This is a genomic window from Pseudomonas sp. FG98 (assembly GCF_057808595.1).
Map to the genome: position 1 here is coordinate 314,084 of NZ_JBMDIJ010000001.1, position 16,043 is coordinate 330,126.

General features: G+C 63.4%; 12 protein-coding genes. 6 read left to right on the forward strand and 6 right to left on the reverse strand.

Features of this window, described 5'->3' with window-relative positions; genetic code table 11:
- Positions 1-2: 2 nt before the first annotated feature.
- Complete coding sequence (gene gyrB, locus ACODSK_RS01465) at positions 3-2,420, forward strand: DNA topoisomerase (ATP-hydrolyzing) subunit B (protein WP_489013290.1); 2,418 nt, start codon at positions 3-5, stop codon at positions 2,418-2,420.
- Positions 2,421-2,530: 110 nt separating this feature from the next.
- Here the strand turns inward: gyrB and ACODSK_RS01470 are convergent, their stop codons facing one another.
- Positions 2,531-3,820, reverse strand: coding sequence for a sigma-54 interaction domain-containing protein (locus ACODSK_RS01470; RefSeq protein WP_489013291.1), 1,290 nt, complete (start codon positions 3,818-3,820; stop codon positions 2,531-2,533).
- 240 nt (positions 3,821-4,060) lie between these two features.
- Between ACODSK_RS01470 and ACODSK_RS01475 the strand changes: the two genes are divergently transcribed.
- Genes ACODSK_RS01475 through ACODSK_RS01485 form a run of 3 tightly spaced genes read left to right on the forward strand, consistent with a single transcriptional unit; the run spans position 4,061 to position 7,057 of the window.
- Positions 4,061-4,945 carry an MBL fold metallo-hydrolase gene (locus tag ACODSK_RS01475; RefSeq protein WP_489013293.1) on the forward strand — a complete coding sequence of 295 codons (885 nt, stop codon included), beginning with the start codon at positions 4,061-4,063 and terminating at the stop codon, positions 4,943-4,945.
- 37 nt (positions 4,946-4,982) lie between these two features.
- Positions 4,983-6,239: an NAD(P)/FAD-dependent oxidoreductase gene (locus ACODSK_RS01480; protein ID WP_489013294.1), complete on the forward strand. Its 1,257-nt coding sequence runs from the start codon at positions 4,983-4,985 to the stop codon at positions 6,237-6,239.
- A complete protein-coding gene (locus ACODSK_RS01485; protein ID WP_489013296.1) occupies positions 6,236-7,057 on the forward strand; it encodes a sulfite exporter TauE/SafE family protein in 822 nt (273 codons plus the stop codon). Before ACODSK_RS01480 ends, ACODSK_RS01485 begins: the two co-directional genes overlap by 4 nt.
- On the opposite strand, the gene ACODSK_RS01490 is transcribed toward ACODSK_RS01485, so the two are convergent.
- The gene (locus tag ACODSK_RS01490) at positions 7,043-7,930 is read right to left on the reverse strand and encodes a LysR family transcriptional regulator (RefSeq protein ID WP_489013298.1); all 888 of its coding nucleotides are present in this window, start codon (positions 7,928-7,930) and stop codon (positions 7,043-7,045) included. The two genes, ACODSK_RS01485 and ACODSK_RS01490, sit on opposite strands and share 15 nt — an antisense overlap.
- Positions 7,931-8,068: 138 nt before the next feature.
- Here ACODSK_RS01490 and ACODSK_RS01495 point away from each other — a divergent pair, with 138 nt between their 5' ends.
- Positions 8,069-9,718, forward strand: coding sequence for a GMC family oxidoreductase (locus tag ACODSK_RS01495; RefSeq protein ID WP_489013300.1), 1,650 nt, complete (start codon positions 8,069-8,071; stop codon positions 9,716-9,718).
- Positions 9,719-9,826: 108 nt separating this feature from the next.
- On the forward strand, positions 9,827-11,449 hold the full coding sequence (locus ACODSK_RS01500) for an MFS transporter (RefSeq protein ID WP_489013302.1): 1,623 nt from the start codon (positions 9,827-9,829) through the stop codon (positions 11,447-11,449).
- Positions 11,450-11,619: 170 nt separating this feature from the next.
- On the opposite strand, the gene ACODSK_RS01505 is transcribed toward ACODSK_RS01500, so the two are convergent.
- The 4 genes from ACODSK_RS01505 to glyQ all read right to left on the reverse strand — a co-directional run bounded on the left by ACODSK_RS01505 (position 11,620) and on the right by glyQ (position 15,993).
- Positions 11,620-12,393 (reverse strand): lysophospholipid acyltransferase family protein, encoded by a 774-nt coding sequence (locus ACODSK_RS01505; RefSeq protein ID WP_489013303.1) that lies wholly within the window; start codon positions 12,391-12,393, stop codon positions 11,620-11,622.
- 64 nt (positions 12,394-12,457) lie between these two features.
- Positions 12,458-12,991, reverse strand: coding sequence for a D-glycero-beta-D-manno-heptose 1,7-bisphosphate 7-phosphatase (gmhB, locus tag ACODSK_RS01510; RefSeq protein WP_489013304.1), 534 nt, complete (start codon positions 12,989-12,991; stop codon positions 12,458-12,460).
- A 3-nt stretch (positions 12,992-12,994) separates the two neighbouring features.
- On the reverse strand, positions 12,995-15,049 hold the full coding sequence (gene glyS / locus ACODSK_RS01515) for a glycine--tRNA ligase subunit beta (RefSeq protein WP_489013306.1): 2,055 nt from the start codon (positions 15,047-15,049) through the stop codon (positions 12,995-12,997).
- Positions 15,046-15,993, reverse strand: a complete 948-nt coding sequence (gene glyQ / locus ACODSK_RS01520; protein ID WP_009401850.1) for a glycine--tRNA ligase subunit alpha — start codon at positions 15,991-15,993, stop codon at positions 15,046-15,048. The genes glyS and glyQ overlap by 4 nt, the downstream gene beginning before the upstream one ends.
- Positions 15,994-16,043: the final 50 nt, after the last annotated feature.

A 16,043-nucleotide genomic window follows, 5' to 3' on the forward strand; every position in this document is an offset into this window, starting at 1 on the left:
GCATGAGCGAAAATCAAACGTACGACTCCTCCAGCATCAAGGTGCTGAAAGGGCTTGATGCCGTACGCAAACGTCCCGGTATGTATATCGGCGACACCGATGATGGCAGCGGCCTGCACCACATGGTGTTCGAGGTGGTCGACAACTCGATCGACGAAGCCCTCGCCGGCCACTGCGACGACATCACCGTAATCATTCACCCAGACGAATCCATCACCGTGCGCGACAACGGTCGCGGCATTCCGGTCGATGTGCATAAAGAGGAAGGGGTTTCCGCCGCCGAGGTCATCATGACCGTCCTCCACGCTGGCGGAAAGTTCGACGATAACTCCTACAAGGTATCCGGCGGTCTGCACGGTGTAGGTGTTTCGGTTGTTAACGCCCTTTCTGAAGAGCTGACCCTGACCGTTCGCCGTAGCGGCAAGATCTGGGAGCAGGTCTATGTTCACGGTGTTCCGCAAGCGCCGATGAAGATCGTTGGTGAAAGCGAAACCACCGGTACACAGATCCACTTCAAGCCTTCGGCAGAAACCTTCAAGAACATCCACTTCAGCTGGGACATCCTGGCCAAGCGGATTCGTGAACTGTCCTTCCTGAACTCTGGCGTCGGCATCATGCTGAAGGACGAGCGCACCGCGAAGGAAGAGTTCTTCCGCTACGAAGGTGGCCTGCGTGCGTTCGTCGAGTACCTGAACACCAACAAGACGGCGGTGAACCAGGTCTTCCACTTCAACGTCCAGCGTGACGATGGCGTGGGCGTCGAGATCGCCCTGCAGTGGAACGACAGCTTCAACGAAAACCTGCTGTGCTTCACCAACAACATTCCTCAGCGTGATGGCGGTACCCACCTGGTGGGCTTCCGTTCCGCGCTGACCCGTAACCTGAACGCCTACATCGAGCAGGAAGGTCTGGCCAAGAAGAACAAGGTCGCGACCACCGGTGACGATGCCCGTGAAGGTCTGACCGCGATCATCTCGGTCAAGGTACCGGATCCGAAGTTCAGCTCGCAGACCAAGGACAAGCTGGTTTCGTCCGAGGTGAAAACTGCAGTCGAACAGGAAATGGGCAAGTACTTCTCCGACTTCCTGCTGGAGAACCCGAACGAAGCCAAGGCCGTCGTCGGCAAGATGATCGACGCAGCGCGCGCCCGTGAAGCAGCACGTAAAGCTCGGGAAATGACCCGCCGCAAAGGTGCGCTGGATATCGCCGGCCTGCCGGGCAAACTGGCCGACTGCCAGGAGAAGGACCCTGCCCTCTCCGAACTCTACCTGGTGGAGGGTGACTCCGCAGGTGGCTCGGCCAAGCAAGGTCGTAACCGCAAGACCCAGGCGATCCTGCCGTTGAAGGGCAAGATCCTCAACGTCGAGAAAGCCCGCTTCGACAAGATGATCTCCTCGCAGGAAGTCGGCACCCTGATCACCGCGCTGGGCTGCGGTATCGGCCGCGAAGAGTACAACATCGAGAAACTGCGCTATCACAACATCATCATCATGACCGATGCTGACGTCGACGGTTCGCACATCCGTACCCTGCTGCTGACTTTCTTCTTCCGTCAGTTGCCCGAACTGATCGAGCGCGGCTACATCTACATCGCCCAGCCGCCGCTGTACAAGGTCAAGAAAGGCAAGCAGGAGCAGTACATCAAGGACGACGAGGCCATGGAAGAGTACATGACCCAGTCGGCCCTGGAAGACGCTGCCCTGTACCTCAACGAATCCGCCCCGCCCGTTTCCGGCCCCGCGCTGGAAACCCTGGTCAACGAATTCCGCGGTGTGATGAAAACCCTGAAGCGTCTGTCGCGTCTGTACCCGCTGGAGCTGACCGAGCACTTCCTGTACCTGCCGGCCGTCTCCGTGGAACAACTGTCCGACCAGGCCAAAATGCAGGAATGGCTGGGCAAGTTCCAGGAGCGCCTGAGCACCGTCGAGAAGTCTGGCCTGCTGTACAAGGCCAGCCTGCGCGAAGATCGCGAGCGCAATATCTGGCTGCCGGAAGTGGAAATCACCTCCCACGGTCTGGCCAGCTACGTCACCTTCAACCGTGACTTCTTCGGTAGCAACGACTACCGCACCGTCACCGCCCTCGGCGCGCAGCTCGCTTCGCTGCTGGAAGAAGGTGCCTACGTGCAGCGTGGTGAGCGCAAGAAGGCCATCAGCGAGTTCAAGGAAGGTCTCGACTGGCTGATGACCGAAAGCACCAAGCGCCACACCATCCAGCGATACAAAGGTCTCGGCGAGATGAACCCGGATCAGCTCTGGGAAACCACCATGGACCCGACCGTGCGCCGCATGCTCAAGGTCACCATTGAAGACGCGATCGCTGCCGACCAGATCTTCAATACCCTGATGGGCGACGCGGTGGAACCACGCCGTGAGTTCATCGAAAGCAATGCGCTGTCGGTTGCCAACCTGGACTTCTGATGTAACTCAGGTAACGCGCTGAACAAGGCCAACCCTTCGAGGTTGGCCTTTTTTATGCGCCTTACCCAACAGCCAACCATTCAGTTCTGAAGTGTTCCACGTGAAACACTTCAAAGCCCGAGCGCTTTCAGCCGACGATAAAGCGTCCGTTCGCTGATCCCCAACTGCTGCGCCAGCGCACTACGCGACCCATCGAAACTCTCCAGCGCATGGGCCAGCCGCGCACGTTCATCCAGGCCACCGCGCCGCACATTGACCCCTATACCCTCCCCGGCAATCTCGGGCGGGAGATGCTGGCTTTGAATCACCCCGTCATCGGCAAACAGCCGTGCCCGTTCCAGCACATTGCGCAGCTCCCGAATGTTGCCTGGGAAGGGATAGGCCTGCAGCAGCCGCAACGCTTGCTTGTCGATCTGCGGCGCACTGGTGCCAACCATGCGTTGAAGCAAGGTCTCGATCAGCAGTGGCAAGTCCTCCGCCCGCTCGCGAAGAGACGGCAAGCGAATCGGAAAACCACTGATGCGGTAATACAGGTCTTCACGGAAGGTCCCGGCAACGGCCATCTCCCGCAGTGGTTTGTGTGTCGCGCAGACCAGCCGAAAATCCGAGTGCACGGTCCTCAGGCTCCCCACCGGACGAAAGCTGCCCGACTCGATCAGCCGTAGCAGTTTGACCTGCATCGCCAGCGGCACTTCGCCAATCTCGTCGAGAAACAGCGTTCCTCCATGAGCCGCCTCCGCCAGACCGGTCTTGCGTTGCAGCGCGCCGGTGAAGGCGCCTTTCTCGTAGCCGAACAGCTCACTCTCGAACAGCGACTCGGTCAGCCCGGTGCAATCCACTACGACCAATGGACCGTCGGCACGTGGACTGCCCATGTGCAGGGCCTTGGCGAAGAGCTCCTTGCCCGTCCCCGACTCGCCCTGCAGCAGTACCGGAATCTGCGCCGGCGCGGCCCGTTTCAGTCCCTCCAGCGCCACCTTGAAGGCTGCCGAACGGCCAACCAATCCTTGTTGTTGCGGCTGTGCCGAAGCCAGGGTGATGCGGTTCATCCGCTCGACGAAGGCGATGACCAGCCCGTGCTCGTCAAGGATCGGCCGCAGTTCCACATCCACATGCTCGGGGCCGCGAGGCGTGTGATGCACATGCAACATGCGCTCGGCTACACGGCTTTCCCGCGCCTTGCGCATCGGGCAGACCTCGCCCGCTTGGTCACAGGGCACGGCGTAGCGATGAGAGACACGATGACACTTGGCGCCCACCGCGCCCCCACCGAACTGGCGCTGATACGCGGCATTGGCAGCGAGGATGTTGTAGTCGGTATCGAGCACGATCGAGGGCAGGGAATCGTGTTCGAGGTAGGACACCAGCGCCTGGATGGCGGGATGGGAAAGGCTGGACATGAGGGTACCTGGCAAAACGCGCAGGGCAGCTTAACCGAAACCCGGGCACTGCCAAAGACTGCCAAAGTCTGCCACCGACCTGCCATCCGCCGTGGCAGTCGCTGTCAGCCGAATGATCCAGACTCAATGAAACCGGAGCTTTTCAGCTATAGACGGCGTGGCACATATCTTGAAAAAGCCAGGGCAACCATTGGCAAGCCCGCGTGCTGGCGCCAGCCAAACAGTCTGGAGAACAAGACCATGATCATCGGCGGCAATCTTTATGTGGAAGCACTGTTCGACAGCGCGACCTGGACCATCAGTTACCTGGTAATGGACCAGCAGACCCGGCACTGCGCCCTGATCGACAGCGTGCTCGACTACGACCCCAAGTCCGGTCGCACCGACACCCATAGCGCCGACCGCCTGATCGAGCGAGTCCGTGAACTGGGCGCCAGCGTGCAATGGATCCTCGAAACCCACGTACATGCCGATCACCTTTCGGCGGCGGCGTACCTGAAAAAGAACCTGGGCGGCCAGTTGGCGATCGGCAGCCAGATCACCCAGGTGCAGAAAACCTTTGGCACCCTGTTCAACGCCGGCCCCGGCTTCGCCCGTGACGGCAGCCAGTTCGACATGTTGTTCGATGACGACCAGGCCTTCACCATCGGCAACCTCAAGGCCCGGGCCCTGCATACCCCCGGACACACTCCGGCGTGCATGACCTTCCTCGTTGAGGAGGATGGCGAGACAGCGGCCTTCGTCGGCGACACCCTGTTCATGCCCGACTACGGCACCGCTCGCTGCGATTTCCCCGGCGCCGACGCGCGCACCCTGTTCCGCTCCATCCAGCGCATCCTCGCCCTGCCCGACCAGACCCGGCTGTTCATGTGCCACGACTACCTGCCGGGTGGCCGCGAGCTGCGCTACATGACCACGGTGGCCGAACAGCGCGCCAGCAATATCCACATCCATGACGGCATCAGCGAGGACGACTTCGCCGCCATGCGCCAGGCCCGCGACGCCACCCTGGAGATGCCGGTGCTGATGCTGCCCTCGGTGCAGATCAACATGCGTAGCGGCCAGTTTCCCGAGCCCGAGGACAACGGCGTCAGCTATCTGAAGATCCCGCTCAACGCCCTGTGAAACGCTTCGAATCATTATTAGAAAGAAGGATGTACCCATGCCTGCTGCCACTCCCCGGCACACCGTCCTGATCGTCGGCGCCGGTGCTGCCGGAATCGCCGTCGCCTCCAGTTTGCTGGCCCGCGACAGCTCCCTCGATATCGCCCTGGTCGATCCTGCCGAGGTGCATTACTACCAACCCGGCTGGACCATGGTCGGCGCCGGTGTCTTCAAGGCGCCGAGCACCGCCCGTACCATGGCCTCCACCCTTCCCGCCGGCGTGCATTGGATCAAGGGCGCGGTCCGCTGCTTCGAGCCGCAAGCCCAGCGCGTGACCCTCACCGATGGCCGGGAGATCGGCTACCAGCAACTGATCGTTTGTCCCGGCCTCAAGCTCGATTGGCAGGCCATCGACGGCCTGGAAGAAACCCTGGGCCGCAATGGCGTGACCTCCAACTACCGCTACGACCTGGCGCCCTACACCTGGGAGCTGGTGAGGAACCTGCGCGAAGGCCGCGCCCTGTTCACCCAGCCACCAATGCCGATCAAATGCGCCGGGGCACCGCAGAAGGCCATGTACCTGTCCTGCGATCACTGGCTGCGTAACGGTCGGCTCGGTACCGTCCGGGCGCAATTCTTCAACGCCGGTGCGGTGCTGTTCGGCGTGGCCGACTATGTGCCGGCGCTGATGGAGTATGTGGATCGCTACGGCATCGAGCTGAACTACAGCCATCGCTTGATGGCGGTGGATGGCCCGAACCGGCGCGCGACCTTCCTCCGTACCCTGGCCGACGGCACGACGGAAACCTTGGTCCAGCCCTTCGACATGCTCCATGTCGTACCGCCGCAGATCGCTCCCGAGGTGATCCGCAACAGTCCCCTGGCTGACCCGGCGGGCTGGCTCGATGTCGATCCGGCAACCCTGCGTCATCGCACCTTCGCCAACGTCCACGGCTTGGGAGACGTGATCAACACCACCAATGCCAAGACCGCTGCTGCCGCACGCAAACAAGCTCCGGTGGTAGCCAACAACGTGCTGGTGGCCCTCGGTCGCCTGCCCACCCTGATGGCTTACGACGGCTACGGCTCCTGTCCGTTGACCGTCGCCCGCGGCAAGATCGTCCTCGCCGAATTCACCTACGGCGGCAAGCTGGCGCCGAGCTTCCCCCGCTGGTTGCTGGACGGTCGCAAAGCGACCCGGTTGGCCTGGTGGCTGAAGGCACGGGTGCTGCCGCCGCTGTACTGGCGCGGCATGCTCAAGGGCCGGGAATGGCTGGCCAAGCCGATGCCAATGACGCGTGAGGCACGCTCGTGATGGAACACGATCTGCTAGGTGGCGTGCTGGGTGCCATCGTCGGTTTGATCCTGGCCTTGACCGGCGCGGGCGGCGGGATCCTCGCGGTGCCGCTGCTGGTATTCGGTCTGGGCCTGACCATGGTCGAGGCCGCGCCAGTCGGCTTGCTGGCGGTGGGGCTGGCGGCTGCGCTGGGGGCGATCCTTGGCTGGCGCCAGGGGCTGGTGCGCTACCGCGCCGCCTTCTTCATCGCTGCGCTGGGGCTGCTGACGGCGCCGTTCGGCCTGTGGCTGGCCCACCGCCTGCCGAATGTGCCACTGGCTCTGGTGTTCTCTGTAGTACTGGTCTATGCCTGCGCACGGATATTTCTCAAGGCAAGGCGTGAACTGCGTGGCGAGTCGCCCTGCGCCAACCGCAAGCTGCAGCCGTGCGTGCTCAACCCGCTGCAAGGGCGCCTGCGCTGGACCCTGCCCTGCGCCCGCGCACTGGCCTTCACCGGGATGCTCAGCGGACTGTTGTCGGGGGTGCTCGGCGTCGGTGGCGGCTTCGTCATCATCCCCGCGTTGGGGCGCTACACCAATCTGGATATGAAGAGCATGGTCGCGACCTCCCTGGCGGTGATCGCGCTGGTCTCCACCGGCAGCGTGCTGACCGCCAGCCTCAGCGGCGTGATGCACTGGACGGTGGGCGCGCCTTTTGCCGTGGGCGCCCTGCTCGGCCTGCTGGGCGGTCGCCAGGTTGCCCATCACCTGGCCGGGCCGCGTCTGCAGCAGGCCTTTGCCATCGTCGGGATTGGTGCGGCGCTGCTGCTGGCCGGCAACACCCTACTCGGCCAGTAACTCATCCTGCTCATCCGCACACAGCGCCAGCAGGTAGTCCCACACCACCCGCAGGCGCACCGACTTGTGCAGTTCGCGACGGGTGCTGATCCAGTAGCTGCGCTGGATGGTTTCACTCGGCAGGATGCGCACCAGCTCCGGGTCGTGGCGGGCCATGTAGTTGGGCAACACGGCGATGCCCAGCCCCGCCCGCGCGGCGTGTTGCTGGGCAATCACGCTGGTGCTGCGGAACACCACGTTCGGCGCCCGGCAGAAGCTGTTGAGAAACAGCAGCTCCTGGCTGAACAGCAGGTCGTCGACATAGCCGATCCAGCTGTGCCGGGCGAGGTCCTCGCGGCTGTTCAATGCTGGCGCCCGGGCCAGGTAGTCGCGGCTGGCGTAGAGCGCCAGGCGATAGTCGGTGAGCTTGCGGGTGATCAGCAGGTCGGCGTTGGGCCGCTCCAGGTGGATGCTGATTTCCGCCTCGCGGTTGATGATGCTGACGAAGCGCGGCACCGCCACCAGCTCCACTTCAAGCCCCGGATACCGCTCGAACAGCCCACCCATGCGCGGGGTGAAAAACACGATGCCGATGCCTTCGGTCACCCCCAGGCGGATCTTGCCCAGCGGCGTGATGGCCTGGGTGATCTCCTCCTGCGCCAGCAGCGCGACATTCTCCATCGCCTCCGCATGCTTGAGCAGGGCTTGCCCGGAGGGCGTCAGTTCATAACCCTGGGCATGCTGGACAAACAACGCCGTGCCCAGGCTCTCCTCGATATTTTCGATATGCCGGGCCACCGTGCTGTGGGTGGTGTTGAGGCGCTTGGCTGCCGTGAGCAGGCGGCCACTGCGCTGGAGTTCAAGAAAAAACCGCAGATCATTCCAGTCGAACATGCTGTTCCCGTTAATCGCTGGTCGCGCCGGCGCTGTGTTAAAACGCACAACGGTTGAGTGAAATCTCTCGTTTTCAACTCGAAATTAATCAACAACACTGAAGGAAGACAAGAATAAAAATCAGGCGCGAGGTTTGAAATGCCATCAGCCGATCTGTCCTACGACTACGTCATCGTCGGTGCCGGCCCTGCGGGCTGCCTGCTGGCCAATCGCCTGTCCGCCGACCCTTCCTGCCGCGTCGCCCTGCTCGAAGCCGGCGGCCGCGACAACTACCCCTGGATTCACATCCCGGTGGGCTACCTCTACTGCATTGGCAATCCGCGCACCGACTGGTGCTTCAAGACCGAGAACCAGCCCGGCCTCAACGGCCGCAGTCTGGGTTATCCACGGGGCAAGGTGCTCGGCGGCTGCTCCTCCATCAACGGCATGATCTACATGCGCGGGCAGTCCGGTGATTACGACCGCTGGGCCGAACAAGGCAATCCGGGTTGGGCCTGGAAGGACGTGCTGCCGCTGTTCAAGGCCAGCGAACGGCACTTCGCCGGGACGGGTGAAGTGCATGGCGGCGAAGGTGAATGGCGGGTGGAACAGCAGCGCTATTCCTGGCCCATCCTCGATGCGTTCCGCGAGGCAGCAGCGCAGCAGGGCATCGCCAGCGTCGATGACTTCAACGGTGGCGACAACCAGGGCTGTGGATACTTTCAGGTCAACCAGAAAGCCGGGGTGCGCTGGAACGCCTCCAAGGCCTTCCTGCGGCCGATCGCCAACCGCCCCAATCTCGATGTGCTCACCGGTGTCGAGGTGGATCGGGTGATCCTTGAGAACGGCCGTGCAGTGGCGGTGCGGGGGCGCCGGGAAGGTCAGTGGCAAGCTTTCATGGCCCGTCGCGAGATCCTGCTATGCGCTGGCTCCGTCGGCTCTCCGGGCATCCTGCAGCGCTCCGGCATCGGCCCCAGGCCCTTGCTGGAACGCCTGGGCATCGGCGTGCAGCACGAGTTGCCGGGCGTCGGCGGCAATCTCCAGGACCACCTGCAACTGCGCCTGATCTACCAGGTGGATAACGTGCGCACCCTCAACCAGGTCGCCAACAGCCTGGTCGGCAAGATGGGCATGGGCCTGCGCTACCTCTACGACCGCAGCGGCCCGCTGGCGATGGCGCCGAGCCAGTTGGGGGCGTTCGTCCGCTCCGGCCCGGAACAGACCTCGGCCAACCTGCAATACCACGTGCAGCCGCTGTCGCTGGACCGCTTTGGCGAGCCGCTGCACCGCTTCGCCGCGTTCACCGCCTCGGTGTGCAACCTGCGCCCGGCCAGCCGCGGGCGTGTGGATATCCGCTCCGCCGACCCGGCGGTGGCACCGCTGATCGACCCCAACTACCTCAGCGAAGCCGAAGACCTCAAGGTCGCCGCCCAGGCCATCCGCCTGACCCGCGCCATCGTCGCCTCCCCTGCCCTGGCGCCGTTCTCGCCAAGGGAATACCTGCCGGGCGCCGCGCTGACCAGCGAGGAAGAACTGCAAAAAGCCGCCGGCCAGATCGGCACCACCATCTTCCACCCGGTGGGCACCTGCCGCATGGGCAACGGTCCGCTGGATGTGGTGGACGCGCAACTGCGCGTGCATGGCATCCCTGGCCTGCGCATCGCCGATGCTTCGATCATGCCGAACATCGTCTCCGGCAATACCTGCTCCCCCACCTTGATGATCGCGGAGAAGGCCGCGCAACTGATTCGCCAGGGCCACGAGGCCAGCGGCAACCGCAGTGACCGAGCAACGATAACGACGCCCTGAGCCTTGCCCGGGCGGCGCGCAACAGTGACACCGGCAGCAGTCGACCGGTGTCGACAGTGGACAACAACAATAATCACTGTGCCCCCACAAGGGGCCGAGGACAGCACGATGTCGGACACCCTCCAGCAACAGGGCGCAACCACGACGGCCAGCAGTCGCCGTGAAGAGCGCAAGATCATTTTCGCGTCATCCCTCGGGACGGTTTTCGAGTGGTATGACTTTTTTCTCTACGGGGCCCTGGCCGCGGTCATCAGCAAGCAGTTTTTCGCCGGGGTCAACGACACCACGGCGTTCATCTTCGCGCTGATGGCCTTTGCCGCGGGCTTCCTGGTCCGTCCCTTCGGTGCGCTGGTGTTCGGCCGCCTGGGCGACATGATCGGACGCAAGTACACCTTCCTGGTCACCATCGTCCTCATGGGCCTGTCGACCTTCGCCGTCGGCCTGCTGCCCACCTACGCCAGCATCGGCATTGCCGCGCCGATCATCCTGGTGGTGCTGCGCATGCTCCAGGGCCTGGCCCTGGGCGGTGAGTACGGTGGCGCGGCGACCTACGTGGCCGAGCACGCACCGCCCGGCAAGCGTGGTTTCCACACCGGCTTCATCCAGTCCACTGCCACCCTCGGCCTGCTGCTGTCGCTGCTGGTGGTCCTCGCCAGCCGCTACATCAGCGGCGACCAGTTCGAAACCTGGGGCTGGCGCTTGCCGTTCCTGCTGTCCATCGTCCTGCTGGCGATCTCCACCTGGATCCGCATGAGCATGCACGAGTCGCCGGCCTTCGTGAAAATGAAGGCCCAAGGCAAGGTCAGCAAATCGCCGATCCGCGAGTCGTTCACCTCCTGGCCCAACCTCAAGGTGGTCCTGACCGCCCTGTTCAGCATAAACGCCGGGCAGGCGGTGACCTTCTACACCGCGCAGTTCTACGTGCTGTTCTTCATGACCCAGATGCTCAAGGTCGACCCGGCCCAGGCCAACACCCTGCTGATCATCAGCGTGGTGATCGGCGCGCCGTTCTTCGTCTTCTTCGGCTGGCTGTCGGACCGCATCGGGCGCAAGCCGATCCTCATGACCGGCCTGCTGTTGGCGACAGTCCTGTACTTCCCGCTGTTCAAGGCGCTCAGCCATTACGCCAATCCGCAGATCGACGCCGCCAGCCGCCAGTCCCCCATCGTGGTGATGGCCGACCCGGCCGGCTGTACCTTTCAGTTCGACCCTGTGGGTAAAGCGCGCTTTGACAGCCCGTGCGACAAGGTCAAGACCTTCCTGGTCAAGCAGGGCCTGCCGTACAGCTCGCAGTCGCTGCCGGCCGGCAGTGCGGTGGCGGTGACCATCGGTGAGCAGCGCATCGACGGCTTCGACGAAGCCGCCATGCGTGGGGCAATCGAGAAGGCCGGCTATCCGGCCAAGGCCGATGCCGGCAGCGTCAACCAGCCGATGGTGGTGCTGCTGATCGTGGCCATGATCCTGATCGCCACCATGACCTATGGCCCGCTGGCGGCGGTGATGGTCGAGCTGTTCCCGACCCGTATCCGCTACACCTCGATGTCCCTGCCCTATCACATCGGCAACGGCTGGTTCGGCGGCTTCCTGCCCACTGTGTCGTTCGCTTTGGTGGTGTACACCGGGGATATCTTCTACGGGCTCTGGTACCCGATCCTGATCACCGGTGTCAGTCTGGTGGTCGGCTTGTTCTGCCTGAAGGAGACCCGCGACGTGGATATCGACAAGGTGTGAATAACAGGCACAAAAAAACCGGCGTAAAAGCCGGTTTTTTTATTCCGCGAAAAAACTTATGCACGATTTACATGAAGCCTTCATACACAGAAATATGTATGAGGATCAGCAAGTTACAGTCACTTTTCGCGAGTCATCCAAATATTGTCAACAAGTTATCCACAGAACGCTCAGGCTACCGAGGCGGTTTCGCTGGCGGCCTGTTGCGGCGGCAGTGAACCCATGTCGCGCTGGGTCTGTTCGTTCCAGGCGGCGGCACGGTCGTTCAGCTCGGCGATGGCCCGTGGACCGCTGCCCTCGGCCCACATCGGCTGGCCAATGACCACCTCGATGGTGCCGGAACGCTTGCCCCAACCTTCCTTCGGCCAGTATTTGCCGGCGTTGTGGGCAATCGGCAGGATCGGCAGGTTGGCGTTTACCGCCAGGGCCGCGCCGCTGCGCGAGAACTTGCCGATCTGGCCGAATGGCACGCGGGTGCCTTCGGGGAAGATCAGCACCCAGACGTTCTGCTTGAGCAGTTCGTCGCCCTTGGCCGCCACCTGCTTGAGAGCGACTTTCGGGTTGTCGCGGTCGATGGCGATGGGCCGCAGCATGGCCATGGCCCAGCCGAAGAACGGCACGAACAGCAATTCGCGCTTGAGCACCTGGCTCAAGGGCTGGAAATAGGCGGAGAGGAAGAAGGTTTCCCAGGTGCTCTGGTGATTGGAGACGATCACGCAAGGCCGCTCAGGGATGTTCTCGGCGCCGGTCACCTTGACCTTGATGCCGAGGAACACGCGCACCAGCACCAGCGCGAAGCGGCACCAGTAGACGTTGATGAAGCGATAGCGCACGGGGAACGACAGGAACGGTGCAACAAAGAAGCTCAGCGAGCACCAGAGCAGCGAACTGGTCCCCAGCAGCACATAGAACAGGAAAATTCTGATCGCCTGCAGGATCGACATAGCAGCGTGTACCGTTGCGGGCGTGCCCGCCTGAAGTAAGAACGCGCCCGCAAGGGCGGACGCGTCAGGTGTGGATAAGTTCTCTGGCGATGGCGGCCAGGTCGTCGAAAATCAGTGTATCCGTCGGTACGCCTTTGGCGAGGGTCTTCTCACCTTTGCCGGTACGTACCAGAACCGGTTGTGCATCGACGGCCAACGCGGCCTCCAGGTCACCCTTGCTGTCGCCGACGAACCACACGCCGGTCAGCTCGACGCCGTAATGCCCGGCGATCTGCCGCAGCATGCCCGGCTTGGGCTTGCGGCAAGCGCAGCCTTCATCCGGGCCATGAGGGCAGTAGACGATCAGGCCGACCTCGCCGCCCTGCTCCGCCACCAGCTCGCGCAGGCGGGCGTGCATGGCGTCTAGGGTCGACAGCGGGTAATAGCCGCGAGCGATGCCGGACTGGTTGGTGGCCACTGCCACCGTCCAGCCGGCCTTGCTCAACTGCGCGATGGCCTCGATCGAGCCGGGAATCGGGATCCACTCCTCCAGCGACTTGATGTAGGCGTCGGAGTCCTGGTTGATCACCCCGTCACGATCGAGAATCAGCAGTTTCAAGGCTTACCCCAGCAGCGAGATGTCGGCCACGCCCAGGAACAGGCCGCGCAGGCGGCTGAGCAGGGCATAACGGTTGGCACGCACATTGGCGTCCTCGGCATTGACCATCACCGCTTCGAAGAACGCGTCCACCGGCTCGCGCAGGGCGGCCAGACGGGCCAGCGACTCGGTGTACTGGCGTGCGGCAGCCATCGGCTGCACAGCCTGGTCGGCCTGCTGGATCGCCGAGTACAGCGAGAACTCGTTGGCGTTGTCGAAGTACTTCGGTTCGACCTGGCTGGCGATGGTGCCTTCGAACTTGCTCAGCAGGTTCGACACGCGCTTGTTCACCGCGGCCAGGGCCTCGGCTTCCGGCAGCTTGCGGAAGGCCTGCACGGCCTGCACGCGCTGGTCGAAGTCCAGGGCCGAACCCGGCTTCAGGGCACGTACCGACAGGTAGGTGGCAACGTCGATGCCTTCGTCTTCGTAGCGCGCACGCAGGCGGTCGAAGATGAACTCCAGCACCTGGTCGGCCAGGCCGGCGGCCTTGACCTTGGCGCCGAACTGCTCGACGGCCACGGTCACCGCGCCGGTCAGGTCCAGGTCCAGTTGTTTCTCGATCAGGATGCGCAGTACGCCCAGGGCCGCACGACGCAGGGCGTAGGGGTCCTTGGAGCCGGTCGGCAGCATGCCGATGCCGAAGATACCGACCAGGGTGTCGAGCTTGTCGGCGATGGCCACGGCCGCACCGGTCAGGGTCGACGGCAGCTCGGCGCCAGCACCGCGCGGCATGTACTGCTCGTTCAGGGCCAGGGCGACGTCTTCCGGCTCGCCGTCGTTGAGCGCGTAGTAGTAACCGGCAACACCCTGCATCTCAGGGAATTCGCCGACCATCTCGGTAGCCAGGTCGCACTTCGACAGCAGGCCGGCGCGCGCCGCGCGCTGGGCGTCGCCGCCGAGCTTGCCGGCGATGTACGCGGCCAGCTTGGAAACCCGCTCGGCCTTGTCGAACACGCTGCCCAGCTGGGCCTGGAAGACCACGTTCTGCAGGCGCTCGTTGAAGCTTTCCAGCGGCTGCTTCTTGTCCTGCTTGAAGAAGAACTCTGCGTCGGTCAGGCGTGGACGCACGACCTTCTCGTTGCCTTCGATGATCTGCTTCGGATCGCGGCTCTCGACGTTGGCCACGGTGATGAAGCGCGGCAGCAGCTTGCCGTCGACGTCCAGCAGGCAGAAGTACTTCTGGTTGTCCTGCATGGTGGTGATCAGGGCTTCCTGCGGCACTTCGAGGAAACGCTCCTCGAACGAGCAGACCAGCGGCACCGGCCACTCGACCAGCGCGGTCACTTCGTCCAGCAGCGCCGGCGGCACGATGGCAGTGCCTTCCTGCTGCATGGCCAGCTCGGCGGTACGCTTGGCGATCAGTTCGCGACGCTCGGCGAAATCAGCCAGGACGTAGGCCTTGCGCAGGTCTTCCTGGTAGTTGGCCGGGGCGCTGATGCGCACGTTTTCCGGGTGGTGGAAGCGGTGGCCGCGGGATTCGCGACCGGCTTTCTGGGCGAGGATGGTGCAGTCGATGACTTCATCACCGAGCAGCATCACCAGCCACTGGGTCGGCCGCACGAACTCTTCCTTGCGCGCGCCCCAGCGCATGCGCTTGGGAATCGGCAGGTCGTTCAGCGAATCTTCGACGATGGTCGGCAGCAGGCTGGCGGTGGCCTTGCCCGGGATGTGCTGGGAGAAGCGCAGCTTGGCGCCGCTCTGGTCGATCTCGGAGAGGTCGACGCCGCACTTCTTGGCGAAGCCCAGGGCGGCCTGGGTCGGGTTGCCTTCGGCATCGAAGGCGGCCTGGCGGGGCGGGCCGTCCACGTTGATGCTGCGGTCCGGCTGCTGGGTATCCAGGTTGCGGATCAGCACGGCCAGACGGCGCGGCGCGGCGTAGACGGTCTTGTCGCTGTAGTTCAGGCCGGCGGCCTGCAGGCCTTTCTCGATACCGGCGAGGAAGGCGTCGCCGAGGGGGGCGAGGGCTTTCGGTGGCAGTTCTTCGGTGCCCAGTTCAACCAGGAAATCTTGAGCACTCATTCCGCAGCCTCCAGCTTGGCCAACACTTCATCACGCAATTCGGGGGTCGCCATCGGGAAGCCGAGACGGGCACGGGCTTGCAGGTAGCTCTGGGCCACGGCCCGGGCCAGGGTGCGCACGCGCAGGATGTAACGCTGGCGCTCGGTTACCGAGATGGCGCGGCGGGCGTCCAGCAGGTTGAAGGTGTGCGAGGCCTTGAGGACCATTTCGTAGGTCGGCAGCGGCAGCTCCAGCTCGATCAGGCGGTTCGCTTCGCTCTCGTAGAAGTCGAACAGTTCGAACAGCTTCTCGACGTTGGCGTGCTCGAAGTTGTAGGTCGACTGCTCCACTTCGTTCTGGTGGAACACATCGCCGTAGGTGACCTTGCCGAACGGACCGTCGGTCCACACCAGGTCATACACCGAGTCGACGCCCTGCAGGTACATGGCCAGGCGCTCGAGACCGTAGGTGATCTCGCCGGTGACCGGCAGGCACTCGATGCCGCCGACCTGCTGGAAGTAGGTGAACTGGGTGACTTCCATGCCGTTGAGCCAGATTTCCCAGCCCAGGCCCCAGGCGCCGAGGGTCGGCGATTCCCAGTTGTCTTCGACGAAACGGATGTCGTGAACCAGCGGGTCGAGACCGATGGCCTTCAGCGAGCCCAGGTACAGTTCCTGGAAGTTCGCCGGGTTCGGCTTCAGGACCACCTGGAACTGATAGTAGTGCTGCAGGCGGTTGGGGTTTTCGCCGTAGCGGCCATCGCCCGGACGGCGGCTTGGCTGGACATAGGCGGCGTTCCAGGTCTCAGGGCCTACGGCGCGCAGAAACGTGGCGGTATGAAAAGTGCCGGCGCCCACTTCCATATCGTAGGGCTGAAGCACCACACAACCTTGCTCGGCCCAGTACTGCTGGAGCGCGAGGATCAAGTCTTGGAAGGTACGCACGGCTGGCGTAGGCTGGCTCACGAAATTCACCTGTTTCTAGGGCTGCGAATATAAAGAGCGGGAGTATAACC

Excerpts from the sequence above, each read along its gene's own strand:
- ACODSK_RS01500 (WP_489013302.1), top strand. The coding sequence starts at position 9,827 with ATGTCGGACACCCTCCAGCAACAGGGCGCAACCACGACGGCCAGCAGT.
- ACODSK_RS01475 (WP_489013293.1), top strand. The coding sequence starts at position 4,061 with ATGATCATCGGCGGCAATCTTTATGTGGAAGCACTGTTCGACAGCGCG.
- ACODSK_RS01505 (WP_489013303.1), bottom strand. The coding sequence starts at position 12,393 with ATGTCGATCCTGCAGGCGATCAGAATTTTCCTGTTCTATGTGCTGCTG.
- ACODSK_RS01470 (WP_489013291.1), bottom strand. The coding sequence starts at position 3,820 with ATGTCCAGCCTTTCCCATCCCGCCATCCAGGCGCTGGTGTCCTACCTC.
- ACODSK_RS01480 (WP_489013294.1), top strand. The coding sequence starts at position 4,983 with ATGCCTGCTGCCACTCCCCGGCACACCGTCCTGATCGTCGGCGCCGGT.
- ACODSK_RS01495 (WP_489013300.1), top strand. The coding sequence starts at position 8,069 with ATGCCATCAGCCGATCTGTCCTACGACTACGTCATCGTCGGTGCCGGC.
- gyrB (WP_489013290.1), top strand. The coding sequence starts at position 3 with ATGAGCGAAAATCAAACGTACGACTCCTCCAGCATCAAGGTGCTGAAA.
- glyS (WP_489013306.1), bottom strand. The coding sequence starts at position 15,049 with ATGAGTGCTCAAGATTTCCTGGTTGAACTGGGCACCGAAGAACTGCCA.
- ACODSK_RS01490 (WP_489013298.1), bottom strand. The coding sequence starts at position 7,930 with ATGTTCGACTGGAATGATCTGCGGTTTTTTCTTGAACTCCAGCGCAGT.